The following is a 15,660-nucleotide window of genomic DNA, read 5'->3' on the forward strand; positions in this document are numbered from 1 at the left end:
TATTATTCATTTGTTGCGTGCGAAAATTGCTATTCGATAAATCAATTTACGGTTATCGTGTCAAAAGACTTTATAAGGTCGTCAAGCGCCTTGATTTGCTTCAAAACTGGCTCGAGCAGATCAAGCGGAAGTGCACTCGGGCCATCGCAAAGCGCGTTGTCGGGGTCTGGGTGAGCCTCGAGGAAGAGGCCAGCGATACCAAGCGAGACAGCGGCTTTCGCCAGTTCGAGGACCTGACCGCGACGGCCACCGGACGCCTCCGCTCCTGCATCTCGTCGCTGTAGACTGTGAGTGACATCGAAAATCAGCGGGTGACCACCGGTGGCGTTGATCATTTCGCGGAAGCCGAGCATGTCGACGACAAGATTGTCGTAGCCGAAGGACGCGCCTCGTTCGCAGAGGAGAACATTCGGATTCCCGCTCTCTTTGCACTTCATCACGATATTCCTGACTTGCGTAGGGCTCATGAATTGTGGCTTTTTGATATTTAGCGGTTTTCCGGTATGTGAGGCCGCCACTATAAGATCGGTTTGTCGTGCCAGGAATGCCGGAATCTGTAGGATATCGACGTGCTTTGCGACGACCTCGGCTTGCGCAGGTTCATGGATATCCGTAATTATGGGAACGGCGAATTCATCTTTTACCCTGTCAAATATGCGCATGCCCTCCAACAATCCCGGTCCGCGATAAGAGTGTATGGAGGAGCGGTTGGCCTTGTCGAATGACGCCTTGAAGACAAATGGGATTCCGATGGCAGTCGTGACCTTCATGAATCGCTCGCACGCAAAAAGCGTGCTGTCGAGATCCTCCAGAACGTTCAAGCCACCAATAAGGACAAGGGGAAGTTGGTTTGATAGGCGAATATCGGGCGAAATATCAATCTGCATGTTAAGTTCCTATTTCCAGTCGTCCGGGCATAGCGTTTGCCAATCTTGAAACGCACCGGCCAGGTCATACTTGAATGAGTAGCCCGAGGCAAGCAAGTATCCAGGCGTTATATAGTTAGGGCGGACGAGTTTGCGTACCCGAACAGGACTAAATGGCTGTTTCAGGCCGATCAAGCCGGCGAGCAAGCTGATGCTGTGAGATGCCAAAAGTAGAAGAGAAAATGGCACCTCCGGTACATGACGTTTAATTCCGGCAGTCAGGCACACAGCATTCACATAGTCACGAATTGCAGGCGCGGGTTCCATCGACATATTAAATAGCGCATATGCGTCTTTGCTGTCGATCTGTTGCTGATGTACCCACTGCATTGCGTCAACCAATTCTTTTACATAGACGCCGGCCTTCCGCGTTTCCTTATTCCCCATATAAAAGAAATAACGCCGCATGACGGCATGGATGAGCCGAGATACGTTCCCGCTTTCGCCAGGCCCGAAAACTACACCGGGGCGAACGATTGTTAGTACTCTTTGTGAGCGATCTTCGTTGAGCCACGAAAGATGAATTTTTTCGGCGACTAGCTTAGATCCGCCGTAGGCAGAAGCCGGGACCGGCAATGAATTCTCGTCACGTCGTTCATCGCTTACGCCGTAAGGTGCAATCGAACTTGTGAAAATAATATTCGTCGCATTGACTCGTCTAGCCCAATCGCACACGTTCTCCGCACCGAGGATATTGGTCTCGTAGTACTCATGCGGGAGGTGGCCGGGTTCGCGATGCACTGCAGCTAGATTCGCGACGAAGTCGACTCTCTCATCCGGTGCCCATGTGATTGGATGCCGCACGTCCCCAAGTAGCTCAATGGCACCGCTGGATCGCACCATTTCAAGTCGAAACTGATTTTGCTTTTCCTCGATACTTTCTCGGTCAAAAAGGTATACCTTGCGATATTTTTTGCTGGATGCGAGGCTGTATGCCAGAAATGCACCAATAAAACCATTTCCGCCGAAGATAACCGCGCAGTTGCCGTCCCCGATTTCCTCCATAATGAGTTTCTCCTAGTGAGCACCAACCCGGGAAGGCTGGATGTAAATTTGTTCGAGTTGGTGAAGGAACCTGCTTTGGGCAAAGCGCCCGCGAGCGGCCTGCTCCCCTTGGTGCGCGATCTGGGTACGCAGGTCAGTATTCAGATATAGACGTTCGAGTTGGCCAACGGCCTCACTTGCGCCAGAGAACAGAACCCCATTGACTTCATCGTCAACGACGTCCACGTTCCCCGGGCATCGATTTGCAAGAACGGGCAACCCGGATGCCATTGCCTCGATGACTGAGACAGGCATGCCTTCCCAAGCCGCGGTTGAGAGGTACACGTCTGCGGAATGAAGCATGTCGCGTACTTCTTGGCGAGTACGCCATCCAGTTACGCGAACACCTGCATCTGTGAGGGCTGCTTTGCTGGTGAGGTCGCCGTCTCCGATCCAAACAAATTCGAAGCCTCGGTGAGAAAGAAGTCTCGAAATGTCTGAGAAGAGGTCGAAACCCTTCTGACGGCGAATCCCACCTACGGTGACAACTGTGAGGCGCTTGTCTGGTCGGTGCGCTCGAAGCGGGGTGTCGGTGTTTGGCCTGGTAAAGAAGCCGACGTCAACAGCATTTTCAAGTATGAGCGCGGGAAGTCCCAACGAATCTTCAATGGCTAGCGCTTCGCTGCGCGAGCAGGCGATATAGGTTCCATGGCGTTTAGCAGCAATGGCTTCTAGCAGCGTAAAGATTCGCTTCTTGAGATCCGAAATATCGGTTCTCATAAAGGAGATACAGTGCGGGCTGTAAAATGATTTTAGATCTGATTTCCACCCAATTGTCGCTAGGCGACCCACGAACCCTGCGAAGGACGAATGCATGTGCAGCACATCTGGATTGAGTTCCTTCAGTTTCCTGCGAGCTTCGAGGATGCCGCCAGGAAGATCCCGTGGGCCCATCGGAAGGGCATGCAGGACGACATCGCGGTGAAACAGTGATTCGAGATCAGTTGGCGTTTCCGGTCGGGGGGAGTAGACGACGCTTACTTGGTGTCCGTTCGCGGCGAAGTAGTTGGCGGCAAGGCAAACCATCGACAAAGTACCTGTCGCAGTGGACTCGATGAGGTGCGTGATCTTCATAGACTTGCTTTTAACTCGACTGTAAGCTTCGGCTATCGCTAGATAATTCGAGGTTAATTGTTCAGGATTCTTATGGATGTAATGTAACTTGCAATCACAGTGTGTTTTGTCAGATTATTAATAGAATTCACTATCGTAGCGTTGCTTGCAATTCATCGGTGATTTCTGAATGATTCTTTTGATGTGAGTCAGCTGAGACTCTAAAGATAACGAAAAGTCCAAAAAGAAGAACCAGCGAGCCACCGATGGAGAATGCAAGCGACGTACCCAGCAACGTGAACTTACTTATCTTTGAAATTATCAATGCGCTGGCGAGGCTTATTGCACTAACCAGCTGGATTAGTAGGTCGATGCGCTGAGATTTTGTTGCCAGGAAGACCTGCGACAGCGGTATGTATATCAATTGAAGGGCGAAGAACGGCATCAAGGCGTGAAAGTAGATTGCCGAGTGCTGCCATTTCTCGCCGAGAAAGAGGGAGACTAACGTCGTATAGAGTGTAATTCCGGCAATGACGTAGGCGGCTGCCAGAATCGAGAGCATAGCCGCATATGGGCGTAGGACAGTGAGCAGCGGCGCCCCCTTTGCCACGGCAGAAACCGCGTCGCGGCGGAGTACGCCGCCAATGCTTTGTGCGATGAGTGATACTGGGAAGGCGCCGAAGCGATAGGCGGCGGCGAAATAACCAGCAGCTATGGCGTCAAACCAGCGTGGCACCAGGATCGAGAGTGCATAGAGAGAGACTGAAGCCAACAGGGTGGCGGGGAGTGTGTAGCTGGCGAAACGAAGATTTTCGTGGATGAAACGGTAGAAAGAAATCGTGTTTCGACACTTCCTATTGAAAAATAGGATGAGAAATACTGAGGCCGTCGAAAGAGTCAACGTGACAAACGCAAATTCATAAAAAGGGTTGATCTCGACAGAGCCAAATATTTTCGGCGCGGTGATCAGCGAAGCTAGAAGGAGCGCGTTAACAAGGACGCGGAGAAAAGCGATGGCTACGTAATGACGTAGGGAATTTAGATAGTGGGCGACGGCTTGTTGCGCAAAGAAAGACATTGCGAATACGACCACCGTGTACTTGCTGAAAAGAAAGTACAGTAATATCCCTAATGCGATTGTGCTCGCGCTGGCGAGTGTCAGAGCATGTCGAAGCGAGGTGAGCGAGATTGCACGGGAGTCGCTGACGCAGGCCAACTCGTATCGGAATGCCAATATGGTGCCGAGAAACATTCCGAGCGCCACGTCGCCGTTGAAGACGCCAAGCGCCTCTGGGCCGTAGGAGCGCGCGATCACCGCAACGCATGCGAAGAAGAGTAGCTGCGCGGTGACCGTCGAGCCCAGTGCGACGGCTGAGTCCTTGATGCGGAACATCCTACTGCTCACAACGTGCCAGGAAGGGCTGCGAACCGGAATCGACTAATACGCATTTTTTCCCGTCCAGCCTTTGAAAGCAGTGAAGAAGATTATCCGCAGGTCCATCCAGAATGACCAGTTTCGGATATAGAAGATGTCGTGCTCCACGCGCTTGGCCATCTTGTCCAGCGTGTCGGTCTCGCCGCGGTAGCCGTTGATCTGGGCCCAGCCGGTAATGCCGGGCTTGACCCGGTGACGCAGCATGTAGAAGTCCAGCTGCTCTTTGTAGAGGTTGTTGTGCGCCATGGCGTGCGGGCGGGGGCCTACCACGCTCATTTCGCCGCGCAGCACGTTGATGAACTGGGGCAGCTCGTCCAGGCTGGTGCGGCGCAGGAAGGCGCCGATGGGTGTGATGCGGTTGTCGCCCTTGGTGGCCTGGGTGACCACGCCGTGCTCGGCGTGTACCTGCATGCTGCGGAACTTGTAGACGTGGATCTCGCGGCCGTCCAGGCCCAGGCGTTCTTGCTTGAAAAAGACCGGGCCGGGCGAGCTGCGCTTGATCAGGATGCCGATCAGCAGGAACAGCGGCGAAAGGGCGATGAGGACCAGCGCGGCAAAGGCGCGGTCGAAGATGGCCTTGACGGTGCCGCGCACGCCTAGCGATGGCGGGCGGTTCATTTCCACCGCGGGCATGCCCAGGAAGTTGCCGAGCTTGTGGTTGAGCAGGTCGAAGTCCAGCACGCTGGGCATCCACTTGATGTCGATGAAGTCGTTGCGCAGGGAGAAGGCGATTTCCTGCATCTGCAGGGATTCGCTCAGGGGCAGGGTGAGCCAGACTTCGTCAATGCCGTGCGAGCGTGAGAATTCGGCAATGTCGGCGGTGTCGGTGATGCGCGGGCGGCCTTCGGGCGTGGCTTCGCCTTCGGGGGCGTAGATGCCGCTGACCTTGTAGCCGGTGCGGTGGCTGACGGTGGCGCGGCGGTACATCTCCTGGCCGGTGCGGCCGTAGCCCACGATCAGCACGCGCTTGTGGTTGGCGCCGGCACTGCGCACGATGCCCAGCACGGAGCGGCTGGCCAGGTGGACGATGAACAGGCCAGCCAGGGAGAGGCCGTACCAGTAGGCCATCCACAGGCGCGAGAGTGCGTCTGCCTGATGAATGAAGTAGCACATCAGCAGGCTGATCAGCCAGACCAGCGTCCAGGCGGAGATCACGCGCGTGGCCATCGCGGCAAGGCTGCGGCCGCGCCAGGAGGCGTAGAGGTCGAACGCCGGCATGACGATGAAGGCCACCGCGCAGGCAAAGTACTGGATGAACTGGTGAACGGGCGCGGCTGGCCCGAGGTCAGGCGCGAAGCGTAGTGCGGCCGCCAGGTAGCCGGCGATCAAGATGGCCCCGATGTCGAACAGGCGCACCATCAGCGCTAGCTGATCGTGATGCCTGGCGAACATGTCGCGATAGACTCCCATGACTTCTCCCGAAGCGTTCGCGTAGCAGGTGCACCTTGTGCACCGTACTGTTCCTCCCCGCCGGTTAATTGGCTATGCGGGCGGCCGGTGTTGCCGGCGCCATGCACAGTGCCGCGGCGCTGGCCACGGCAAGACAAAGCAAAGTCGTGCGGACTGCTTCCGCGGCAGTCGGGTCCCATGGCATGGCTGCGCGATGGTGGCTGACCTTGCCACCTGCGGCGTCCTTTGCGGACTGCCCATTGGAATTGCAACGCTTGGTTTCTGCCCGCCGGCATAAGCCGCGCGGTGTACTTCGTCTTTACGATGGTGCGGATAATGCGGTGCAGCGAGAATCCCGGGTACCCTGCGTGAGAAGGGATAGAGTGGGGATCGTCGGCGCTTATTGCGCGCGGCGCTTGCGGGCTGCCGTATCGCGCGGCAAGGTTCGCCACGGTCTGCATTGACAGTGGGTCATATGATTTTTTTAAATAACCTGCGTCATCCGTTGCGCCTTATCTTTTATCCCTGCTTTGGTAGGGGGTGCTTGGATTGATGGAGCCGGGGAGAGGTGGCGTGGCGCGTGATTCGGCTGCTTACACCGGCTCTGCGGGATTGCGCGGGCGCGGTCATTGCCGGCCGGCGGCTCTTGCGAGGCTGAAAATTTTCCCATCCGACGAGGGGAAAAGTGAGACAGACGGTCAAGCGATGCGCGTGCGCCGGCCTATGCTGTGGGTCTGAACTGATCCACGCCTCGTACCCGTTGCAAGGCGACCAACCGTTGGAAAGATGGAAATGGATGGGAATGGCTTCACGCGTGAGCAGCTCGATAGTTACTTTGCGTCTTATGTGGGCATGGAGGGGGGCAATCTGGCGGGCGCAGTCTGGTTCTGCGATTACATGCCGATGACAGATGCGGAATCATTGCCGGTGACGTTGTCACCGCGCCGCACGGTGCCGGCCTGGGACGCGGATTTCCGTCTGCGCCACGCGCGGCAGATAGCTAAGTGGCAGACGCACCAGCGCATTGCCCGCATCATGGCCGCGGCCCGGGAGATGGTGTTGTTCGGGCGGGACGATAGCGGCGACTGGCAGCGTTACCTGGCGGAGTACCTTTACCGGCCGCGCGGTTGGGATTTCAAGCTGAGCTTGTTTCCCTTGTCGGTGCGGGCCGAGAACGGGCTGCCCTGGAAGCGGCTGCACGGCGCACAGGCGGAACTGAACCCCAAGGGCAAGTACCTGGCGCTTTGCCGCACCGGCACGCGCTTCCGCTTTATCGCGGCAATGCGCCGGCGCGCGCGGCCCAAGGTGGTGGTATGCCTTGGCGAGCGCCACGAAAGTGACTATCTCCACGCCTTCGGCATGCGCGGCCTGCCCTATACGGAGCACACGCTGCAGCCGGCCGACCAGGCAAGGGTCCTGCGGATCTACGCAGACCAGGGCACGCACCTGGTGATCTGCCCGGCCGTGGCGGGTGCCGCCGGGCTGGCTTCGGATGTCCTTCTGAATGCGATGGGCGGGTTCATCAGCCAGTGGCTGACGCTGGCCGACTTCCAGACGCGGCCAGACGCGCCTGGCCAGCCGGATCCGGCGGCTCTGCGCCTCGCGGCGTGATGCGGCCCTGCGGGTGCGCTGTGTGGCTCAGGCTTGCTGCCGGTGCAGCCACCGGCGGAATTCTTCGCCCTGGAGGGCCAGGGCGGCCTGCCTGAGCCCGGTGTTGCCGGCGTCGGTGGCGTAGGCACGCAGGTCGCTGGGCGACATGCCTAGCGTGCGGCGAAAGGCGCGGGTGAAATCAGACGCGCTGTTGAAGCCCAGGCCGTAGGCGATGTCGTTGACGGCAAGCCGCGGATACCGCACCAGCTCCAGGGCGGCGGCGCGCAGCCGGCTCTTGCGGATATACGCCTGCACACCACCCTCGTCCTCGAACAGCCGGTACAGGGTCGGGCGCGAGATTTCCATCTTTGCCAGCAGGTTTGCCGGGGACAGGCCGGCCTCGCCGGGATCGGCGTCGATCAGGCGGCGTGCGCGCGCCAGCATGGCGCTGCGGGCCGCGGACCTGGCGCTGCCTTCGAGCTTCGCGCCACGGCGAAACGCCGCGACCAGCAGTTCCACACCGATTTGCATGGCATCCGCGGCGGCTTCGGGCGCCATGCGGGGAAGCTCGCGTTCGAGCATCCTGGCATGGTCCACCGCCAGGCGGGTCAGCGGGGTATCGGTCTCGACAATGCGCCCGTGCGCGGCTTCGGCTTCAGCAAAGACGGTGTCCATCATGGCGCGGGGCACGAAGATCGAGAGCGCGCGCGTGGTGCCACGCTGCATCTGGATAGGCTGGCCGAGATCGGTGAGCAGGATCCCGCCGTGGCGCGGCACCGGGTTGCGTTGCATTCCCTCCACCTCGCCGGCGCTGCCTTCCACAAATACCTGTAGCACATGGTGTCGCATCGTATCGGTTGAGATACGTGCGAGGCTGCGCTGCAGCGTCACGCCGTCGCAACGGCTGTCGGTGAAGAGCATGTCGCCGACCAGATAGCGGTCGATGGCGCCGTGAAAGGGGGCGATCAGGCTGTCGCGGCTCACATGCAGGTCCATGACATGACCCACGCGCTGCCGCCAAGTGAGTATCTGGCCGCTTACATTGGGGTTCGCGCTGGCGTGCGCCGGCCCGCCGACTTCGAAACGGCTGTGCTGCAGGCGGCTGGCCTGCGGCGATGCGTTAGCGGAGGAAAGGGCGAGGGGCAGGGGGGACACGGTTGCCGCGCCGTCCTGAGAGAAGAGGAGCGGTGCGCCTGCCCTACTGTATAGAAGAATGGCCGTGCGCGCCGTGGCCGTACCCTACCGCTTTTATGGGATTGCTTTTCGCGCGCGAATTTGCCCTGTGCCGGCATCGGGCGTTACCCCGCTCAAGAAGGGAAACAAGAGTGCAACGAATCCCTCGAAAGGGGGGCGCGCATCGCTCGATTCTCGCGCAAAATCTCGGTCCGCCTAGTTAGTGTTTCGCGCAAACGCGATCAGGTTTCCTTAAGGCGGGGTTCGGCGGCACGCGGGTCATCATGACAAAGACGCCGGACAGCATCTTCCAAAGGGAAAGACTGATCCAGATTGGTTGCAGGAAGGTCAAATCCGTCGGGGCCGGTGTGGCGTCGGGCTGGCAGGTCTCCGATACGAAGCGGGATGAGAGGCGCGGGATTTCCAGCGCGTTGTCCATCCCCATTCAGCGGGTTGTCTCCAGGTTCTATTAGAGATTTGCCGATGCATTCGGGGCGTCTCGTTGCCTTTCGTACAGGTGTGTATTGCCTCTGCGTGTGGCATCTTTAACTCCACCAAGCGGTAGAGGCATGGAAATAGAGCAGAAGACAGTATTTTCGCGTGAGCAGTTGGACGCGTATTTCGCGTCGTACGTTGGTATGGAAGGGGGAAATCCGGGGGCAGCGGTGTGGTTTTGCGACAGCACGCCGCACCCGTGGGTCGAGTCGCTGGTAGCGCCGCTGGTGCCGCGCGAGCAGCCGGGCGCCTGGGATGCCGGATACCGCGACAAGCACCGCGCCAGCATGGAACGCTGGCAATCCCACCAGAAGATCGCAAGGATCATGGCGGCCGCGCGCGCACACACGTTTGGGAGCGCGCCGAGCGAGTGCGACTGGAAGCATTACTTCGACCATCTTCTCTACGCGCCGCGTGGCGCGGAGTTCAAGCTCAGCCTGTTCCCGCTGCCGGCCCATCTGATCGGGCAGACGCCGTGGTCGAAGGCGTTCCGCGGGCAGCCTGCGCTGGTGCCCAAGCAGCGCTACCTTGACCTGTGCCGCAGCGGCCAGCGCTTCGGCTTCATCGATGGCATCCGCCGGCACTGGAAGCCGAAGGTGGTGGTCTGCCTTGGTGAGCGTCATCTCGCGGACTACGTGCAGGCGTTTGCGCTGGAGGATGCGCGCGCTGCCGACTACATCCTGCAGCCCGCCGACCTGGCCAAGACACTGCGCGTGCTGGAGCGCGACGGTACCACCTGGATCATCTGCCCGGCACTGGCCGGCGCGTCGGGACTGACCTCGGATGTGTTGCTCGAGGCCATGGGGCGCTACGTGGCGGGATGGCTCAACCCGGATGATTTCCCGGCGCTGCAGGTACTGCAGCCGGTGTAGCTGCCGCATCTGCACTGTAGCGGGGCTCGGGCGTGTGCATGGGCACCGGCATGTGCTGGTGCTTGCCTGCGCGCGCCTGCGTGTTGCGCCAGAAGCGAGCGCAATGGCCCGGCCCGGGTGCATGGATGCAGGTGGCGCGGCCGCTGCGGCAGGGTCGCGCCATCACGCCACGCGGGCTCCCGGATAACGCCTTGCGTGCAAGCCAATGCTTTCCCCCGCCTAGTAGGGGTGACACGGTAGTTGGGATTGTTTATCTAGTGTGCTGGCAAGACGCAGCATCGGACCGTTGCTGCTGAATCCGCTTGCGAGAGCCAGCAAGGGTATCCGTGATGCGCAGCAGGAGAGGGCAGCGAAGGGCGCCGGCAACGGCGTGCTGCTGTCGTCCGGCGCGCTGGGCCACAGACCATCATCGAAGTATTGAAGTGTTGATTTCAGGAGCGAGAAGCGTGCAAACCAATTTCAGGAATATCTTTACCCTCGGCATCATGGCGTCTGCCGCGGTTGCGCTGGTAGCGTGCGGGGGCGGGTCGGATTCTTCGTCGCCATCCACGCCGGCAGCGGTTACCGTGAGCGGCAAGGCGGTCGACTTCTACCTGTCGGGCGCCACCGTGACCTTTGTCGATTGCGCAAACCAGACGGCAACGACCAGCGCAACCGGCGACTTCACCTTCCCGGCTGGCTGCAGCACGAGCGCGCTGAAAGTCTCCGGCGGTACCGACATCGGTACCAAGCAGCCGTTCACCGGCGTGCTGCAGGCGCCCGCTGTCACCTACAAGGCTGGCGTGACGCCGGTGGTCACGCCGCTGACCACGCTGGTGGCGCAGCTCGGGCCTACCCAGGCCGCCGCGCTGGCTACCAAGCTTGGCCTGTCCGGCAAGGACCTGGCCACGCTGGACCCGATGCAGGACGCAGCGGTGCTCAAGGCAGCCGTGGTGGTGCAGCAACTGATTGACCAGGTTGCCAAGACGCTGACGGGCCTGGCCAAGGGCGGCGGCACGCTGAGCGCGGCCGATGCCGCTGCGGCAGCTGCCAAGGCGGTGGCCACCGCGGTGAACGCCGCCTCGGGCACGGCTGACCTGGGCAGCGCCACGCTGGTGACGTCGGTGGTGACGTCCGCAGTGCAGAACGCCAAGGCAGGCCTGCCGGCAAACCTGCAGGCGAACATCGATACGGTGGCGGCAAACGTGGGCGCGCTGGCCGGCCCCGTCGTCGCAAACCAGGTCGCCAACGTGAGCGCCGCACTGGGCACCATCGTGCTGGGCACCGATCCGGCCGCGACGGTGGCGGCACTGCAGTCGGGCGGCTCGCTCAACGCGGTGATCGATAGCGCCAAGTCCACCACGACGAGCACCCTGATGTCGGCGGTCACGCCCGCGGCGCTGGTCGATGCATCCATCACGGCCAACCTGAAGACGCTCGGCAACGCCGTGGCCACGGGCAATGCCGGCGCGATCCAGAGCGCCGCGACCGCCCTCGGTGGCTCGGTGGTCTCCACCGTCATCACCACCGTGACCGATGCCGTCAAGCCGACCAACTTCATCCAGCTGGCGACCATGACCATCAACGGCCAGACGTTCCCGGTCGGCGATGCGGTCACGGTCACCGGCGGTGGCGCGCTCAGCTCGATCAAGGTGGCGGTGTCGCAGAGCGGCGATGCCTTCGCCGGTGGTGCGGCTGACGTGCGTGCCGGCCTGAGCTACACCTACAACGGCAGCACCGTGAACGTGATCATCGAGAAGGTGTCGCTGACCTTCAGCGGTTCGGCGCTGACCAATGTGCAGGTGCCTGCCAACACGACGTACTCGTTCAGCATCTCGGGTGCCACCTCGGCCAATGTCAGCCTGACCAATGCCGTGGCCGACAACCTGTTCGACAGCGCCAGCGGCGGCTCGCTGAACCTGCCGTTCACCACCTTCCTCGGCAAGCTCAAGAACGCCGGGGCGCTGAGCCAGACGCAGATCGATGCGCTCACGCCGAAGGCAACCACCACCTTCCCGGTGACGTTTGCCGTGGCGGGCCAGGGCGGCAAGTCGGTGAGCGTGGGTGCGCTGGTCGGCGGCAGCCCGCAGAAGACCTCGGTCCAGTCGGTGCAGACCGGCTCGGCAGTCGTCAGCGGCAACGGCATCAAGACCTCGGTCACGCTGAACCCCTGACCGGTGCGTAGCCAGGCCCTCCGCCCGCACGGGGAGGGCATGCCCGGTCATCCGTCGCGCGCCGGCAGGCGCCGCGGCGGATGACTGGCTTTTTTTTGCGTGCAGCGCGCCGGGCCACGACCCGGTGCGCGCCGTGCATGAGGCACGCTCCCCGGGCCTCGGAGTCTCTCTATGGTGTTGTATCCCACGCGCCGGCTCGGCAAGGCCGGCGCCCTGTTGCTGGGCTTGTCATGCGCGGGCGCGGCCAGCGCGGCGCCAGACGATGTGTTCATGCTGGCAGAGCCTGCCACCGGCGAATTCAATACCGTGCGTGTGGAGGCCAGCTATGACATGGTCAACCACACGGTCGATGTCTTCAACCTGCGCGAGAGCCAGGGCAGCGTGCCGGACAACGCCGGCGATTATCGCGGCGGGCGGCTCATGCTGGGCTACAAGTTCTCGCCGAAGTGGTCGGCCTCGGCGACCTACTGGCGGCGCGGTATCGATTACGGTCCGGACAACAACCAGATCGATAGCTGGATGCTGGCCTTGCATTACGATCCGCTGGCCGAACCCGGCGCGCGTGACCGCATCATGATGCGCTTCTCGCTGTGGGGCGACCGCGCCGGCAGCCTGGACCGCTCTTCCGCGCTCAAGGTCAGGAACGCCACCTTCAGCAGCATCACGGTCCAGGACGCCAACGATATCCAGGCCCAGGCAGACGTGATCTTTTCCGGCGAACTCACCGAGCGCAACCAGCTGACCGGCTTCTTTGGCCTGGGCGCCAGCCGCGTCACCATCGGCGGCATCAATACGCGCCTGCAGCAGGGCGGCTGCACGTTCAATGTCTCCATCGGCTCGGACAATATTGCCAACGGCGCGCTGGCCGCGCCATGCCGCGTGGGCAATACCAACCTGCAGTCGGCCTCCTTCTCCACGGACGCCGGGCAGTACGGTCTGAATTTCAATGACGATTTCAACTACGTGGCGGGCTACCTGAACCTGGGTGGCGCATGGCGCTGGAAGTACCAGAACTTCAGCGCGCGGCTGGGCTACCAGTTCCAGTATTTGCTGCGCAGCAACGTCGACAACCGCGCGAGCACTTATGGCTATTCGCCGATCCGCTCGAACCACACGCTGGGGCTGGAGCTGTCGTACGCGGTGGTGAAGAACGTGGAAGTGTTCCTGCGCGGGCAGGCGTCGCTGCACAACTTTGTGGGCACCATCCCGTTCCTCTATAACGCCGCAACGGCAGGAAAGCTCGACCGTTACTACGGCTACGGCTCGATTGGCTTGCGTGTGGGATTCTGATGCCGAGGGGGGAGCGCGCCGTGAGGCCGGCGTGGTATCGCGCGGGCGTTGCCGCCGGCGAAAAAGAGGGGTGCAGGTGCAGGGCGCCCCTGCACCCCTTGAGTGTTTAGCAAGGGGTCAGTCTTGCTGAGATACATTGTGGTCCTCGCTGCATTGCAGCAGTACCCTGCGTTAGAGGGTGGTCCTGCTAACGAGGGGAACTGAAATCGCCCGTAGCCGGCCGCGGACTGAAAGAATGGGGTCGGTGGTATTGCAGTTCGGAAGGTGAACGCGAAGAACAAGAAAAACGATAAAAACGATAAAAACAAGAAAAAACCACAAGAACAATAAAAACCAAAAACCAAGGCGAGATTGGCGTGGTCAGGGAATGGCAGTAAGGATTGGCTTCCGGGAGCTTGAATTGCATATCGCGTTAATCAGTAGCGAGGCGGGCGCCTGGCCGGCAGCACCGCCGCAATCCGCACCCGCAGCGGCAACGGAGGGCAGCCGCTACGATGCCATGGTCCAGCGCATGGCGCGGCTGCGGCAAAGGATGGCCCAGCCCACGCTTGCGCAGCCGGACGCGGACACGGACGCGCAAGGGCGCAGCCTGCAGAGCGACGAGCTGCTCGCGCTCTCCAGGGCCGATCTGGTCGGCGCGATCGAGCTGGGGCATATCTATCCGGTGTTCCAGCCGCAGATCAGTGCGCTGCACGGTGGCATCGTCGGGCTCGAGGTGCTGGCGCGCTGGTCGGACAAGGGCCGCGTGCACGCGCCGGACAAGTTCGTGGAAAACCTCGCCGGACATGGCGTGGAGAACCTGCTGCTGGATCATTTCCTGCGTGCCTGCGCGCGCGTGCAGGCGCGCTTCCCATGCTACTGCGGCCGCTTCTCGCTCAACGTCAACCCGTGCACGGCGGCCGCCGCCGGCTTTATCCCGGCCATGTTACGCATGAGCATGTCGCACGGCCTGGATATCGCGCGCGTGGTGCTCGAGCTCACGGAGCAGACGCGGTTGTCCCGCGAGGGCGAGATGCGCCTGCTGGAAAACCTCAGCGCATTGTCGGCGCGCGGCATGGTGATCTCGCAGGACGATTTCGGTGCCGGCTACGCTTCGCTGCAGGCACTGGGCCTGCTGCCCTTCAAGCAGGTCAAGATCGACAAGACCATGCTGCACCGGGCGCGCCATGCCGAACGCGCGCGGCGGCTGCTGTCGCTGTCGATGGAGCTGGCACGCGCGCTGGAACTGCAGACCGTGGCCGAAGGGGTGGAGAACGACGAGGATATGGCGCTGGCCAGGTCGCTTGGCGCGGACCTGTTGCAGGGCTATGCCATCTCGGCGCCGGTGCCGTTCGAGGGCCTGGACCAGCTGACGCTCTGATCCTGGATTCCGGCTGGCTCCGGTAATACGTGCGGATGGGCGGTGATGGGTGTGGATCGGCGGTGATAAGGCAGGACTGAGCCGCGAAACGCGTGCGGAGTGCGCAGCGCCAGACCCGTGGCGGCAGGTTTGACTGTCGTTATATACGCCGCTATATTTCGGTCACTGGACTACCGCATCTTCCGCATCGACTGCATCTACCGCATCCGGCAGCCTGTGGCCGCAGGTTGCTGATCGCTCTGATCGCGCAGATTGCCTGGCGTGCGGGGTCCGTCTTCACAAGGCCGTGCCGTGAACCAGTCCTTACTGATCCTCGATGCGTTTTCACTCTCCCCGGGTGAGCCGGCGGCGCGCGCGCTGGCCGGGGTGCTGGAAAGCGCCAACGCCGGCAAGCTGCCCCGCTTCGCGCAATGGCTTGGCCTGGCGGAAGCCGAATTCTGGGAGATGCTCGGGCACTGCTTTCCCGGCGCCCGGGAGGCGGGATGGGCACCCGAGTCCGCGCCCGTGGATGCCGCGGCGCTGCCCTGCGAGTTTCCCGACCTGGTGGAGATGCTCATTTCCTGCGGCGAGGCCGCCCGCCCCGAGATGCGCTGGGCTGCGCACGCGCTGGCCAGCGGCTGCTTCGGCGGCTCGCATCTGTGGCATGACATGGGGCTGTCCGGCAGGCACGACGTGTCGCGCCTGCTGCAGGAGTACTTTCCCTCTCTATACGCTGCCAACACCATGGACATGAAGTGGAAGAAGTTCTTCTACCATGCGCTATGCCTGCGGCTTGACCTGCATCCCTGTCCCGAACCGGCTTGCGCCGGCTGCGAGAACTATGCGGCGTGTCATGGGGCGCAGACGGTGGCGGTGGTCTGGCGTTAGTCCGGCGGTTTTC

At 61.4% G+C, this 15,660-nt stretch carries 13 protein-coding genes; 6 read left to right on the plus strand and 7 right to left on the minus strand.

Translation table 11 applies throughout. The annotated features are described in order from the left end of the window. Window positions 1–41: 41 nt before the first annotated feature. The 5 genes from kdsA to AC1DKV_RS00545 form a co-directional block, all read right to left on the minus strand. Window positions 42–887: a 3-deoxy-8-phosphooctulonate synthase gene (kdsA, locus tag AC1DKV_RS00525; protein WP_441614171.1), complete on the minus strand. Its 846-nt coding sequence runs from the start codon at window positions 885–887 to the stop codon at window positions 42–44. Window positions 888–896: 9 nt separating this feature from the next. Then, window positions 897–1,931: an NAD-dependent epimerase/dehydratase family protein gene (locus AC1DKV_RS00530; protein ID WP_441614172.1), complete on the minus strand. Its 1,035-nt coding sequence runs from the start codon at window positions 1,929–1,931 to the stop codon at window positions 897–899. 12 nt (window positions 1,932–1,943) lie between these two features. Continuing rightward, window positions 1,944–3,044 (minus strand): glycosyltransferase, encoded by a 1,101-nt coding sequence (locus AC1DKV_RS00535; protein ID WP_441614173.1) that lies wholly within the window; start codon window positions 3,042–3,044, stop codon window positions 1,944–1,946. A 130-nt stretch (window positions 3,045–3,174) separates the two neighbouring features. Beyond that, the gene (locus tag AC1DKV_RS00540) at window positions 3,175–4,416 is read right to left on the minus strand and encodes a lipopolysaccharide biosynthesis protein (protein WP_441614174.1); all 1,242 of its coding nucleotides are present in this window, start codon (window positions 4,414–4,416) and stop codon (window positions 3,175–3,177) included. Between the two features lie 45 nt (window positions 4,417–4,461). Then, window positions 4,462–5,868 carry an undecaprenyl-phosphate glucose phosphotransferase gene (locus tag AC1DKV_RS00545; protein ID WP_441614175.1) on the minus strand — a complete coding sequence of 469 codons (1,407 nt, stop codon included), beginning with the start codon at window positions 5,866–5,868 and terminating at the stop codon, window positions 4,462–4,464. A gap of 771 nt (window positions 5,869–6,639) precedes the next feature. Between AC1DKV_RS00545 and AC1DKV_RS00550 the strand changes: the two genes are divergently transcribed. Further along, the gene (locus tag AC1DKV_RS00550) at window positions 6,640–7,458 is read left to right on the plus strand and encodes a transcriptional regulator (protein WP_441614176.1); all 819 of its coding nucleotides are present in this window, start codon (window positions 6,640–6,642) and stop codon (window positions 7,456–7,458) included. Window positions 7,459–7,485: 27 nt separating this feature from the next. On the opposite strand, the gene AC1DKV_RS00555 is transcribed toward AC1DKV_RS00550, so the two are convergent. After that, the gene (locus AC1DKV_RS00555) at window positions 7,486–8,592 is read right to left on the minus strand and encodes a helix-turn-helix domain-containing protein (protein ID WP_441614177.1); all 1,107 of its coding nucleotides are present in this window, start codon (window positions 8,590–8,592) and stop codon (window positions 7,486–7,488) included. Window positions 8,593–8,830: 238 nt separating this feature from the next. After that, window positions 8,831–9,049, minus strand: coding sequence for a hypothetical protein (locus AC1DKV_RS00560; RefSeq protein ID WP_441614178.1), 219 nt, complete (start codon window positions 9,047–9,049; stop codon window positions 8,831–8,833). A 136-nt stretch (window positions 9,050–9,185) separates the two neighbouring features. Here AC1DKV_RS00560 and AC1DKV_RS00565 point away from each other — a divergent pair, with 136 nt between their 5' ends. From AC1DKV_RS00565 to AC1DKV_RS00585, 5 genes are all read left to right on the plus strand, one after another. Beyond that, on the plus strand, window positions 9,186–9,977 hold the full coding sequence (locus AC1DKV_RS00565; protein ID WP_441614362.1) for an XpsR family transcriptional regulator: 792 nt from the start codon (window positions 9,186–9,188) through the stop codon (window positions 9,975–9,977). Window positions 9,978–10,423: 446 nt separating this feature from the next. Continuing rightward, window positions 10,424–12,130 carry a hypothetical protein gene (locus AC1DKV_RS00570; protein ID WP_441614179.1) on the plus strand — a complete coding sequence of 569 codons (1,707 nt, stop codon included), beginning with the start codon at window positions 10,424–10,426 and terminating at the stop codon, window positions 12,128–12,130. Window positions 12,131–12,301: 171 nt separating this feature from the next. Further along, window positions 12,302–13,420: a hypothetical protein gene (locus tag AC1DKV_RS00575; RefSeq protein ID WP_441643223.1), complete on the plus strand. Its 1,119-nt coding sequence runs from the start codon at window positions 12,302–12,304 to the stop codon at window positions 13,418–13,420. 400 nt (window positions 13,421–13,820) lie between these two features. Then, on the plus strand, window positions 13,821–14,780 hold the full coding sequence (locus tag AC1DKV_RS00580; RefSeq protein WP_441614181.1) for an EAL domain-containing protein: 960 nt from the start codon (window positions 13,821–13,823) through the stop codon (window positions 14,778–14,780). A 291-nt stretch (window positions 14,781–15,071) separates the two neighbouring features. After that, window positions 15,072–15,647 (plus strand): nitrogen fixation protein NifQ, encoded by a 576-nt coding sequence (locus AC1DKV_RS00585; RefSeq protein ID WP_441614182.1) that lies wholly within the window; start codon window positions 15,072–15,074, stop codon window positions 15,645–15,647. Window positions 15,648–15,660: the final 13 nt, after the last annotated feature.

Source organism: Cupriavidus sp. 05T41 (assembly GCF_056396525.1).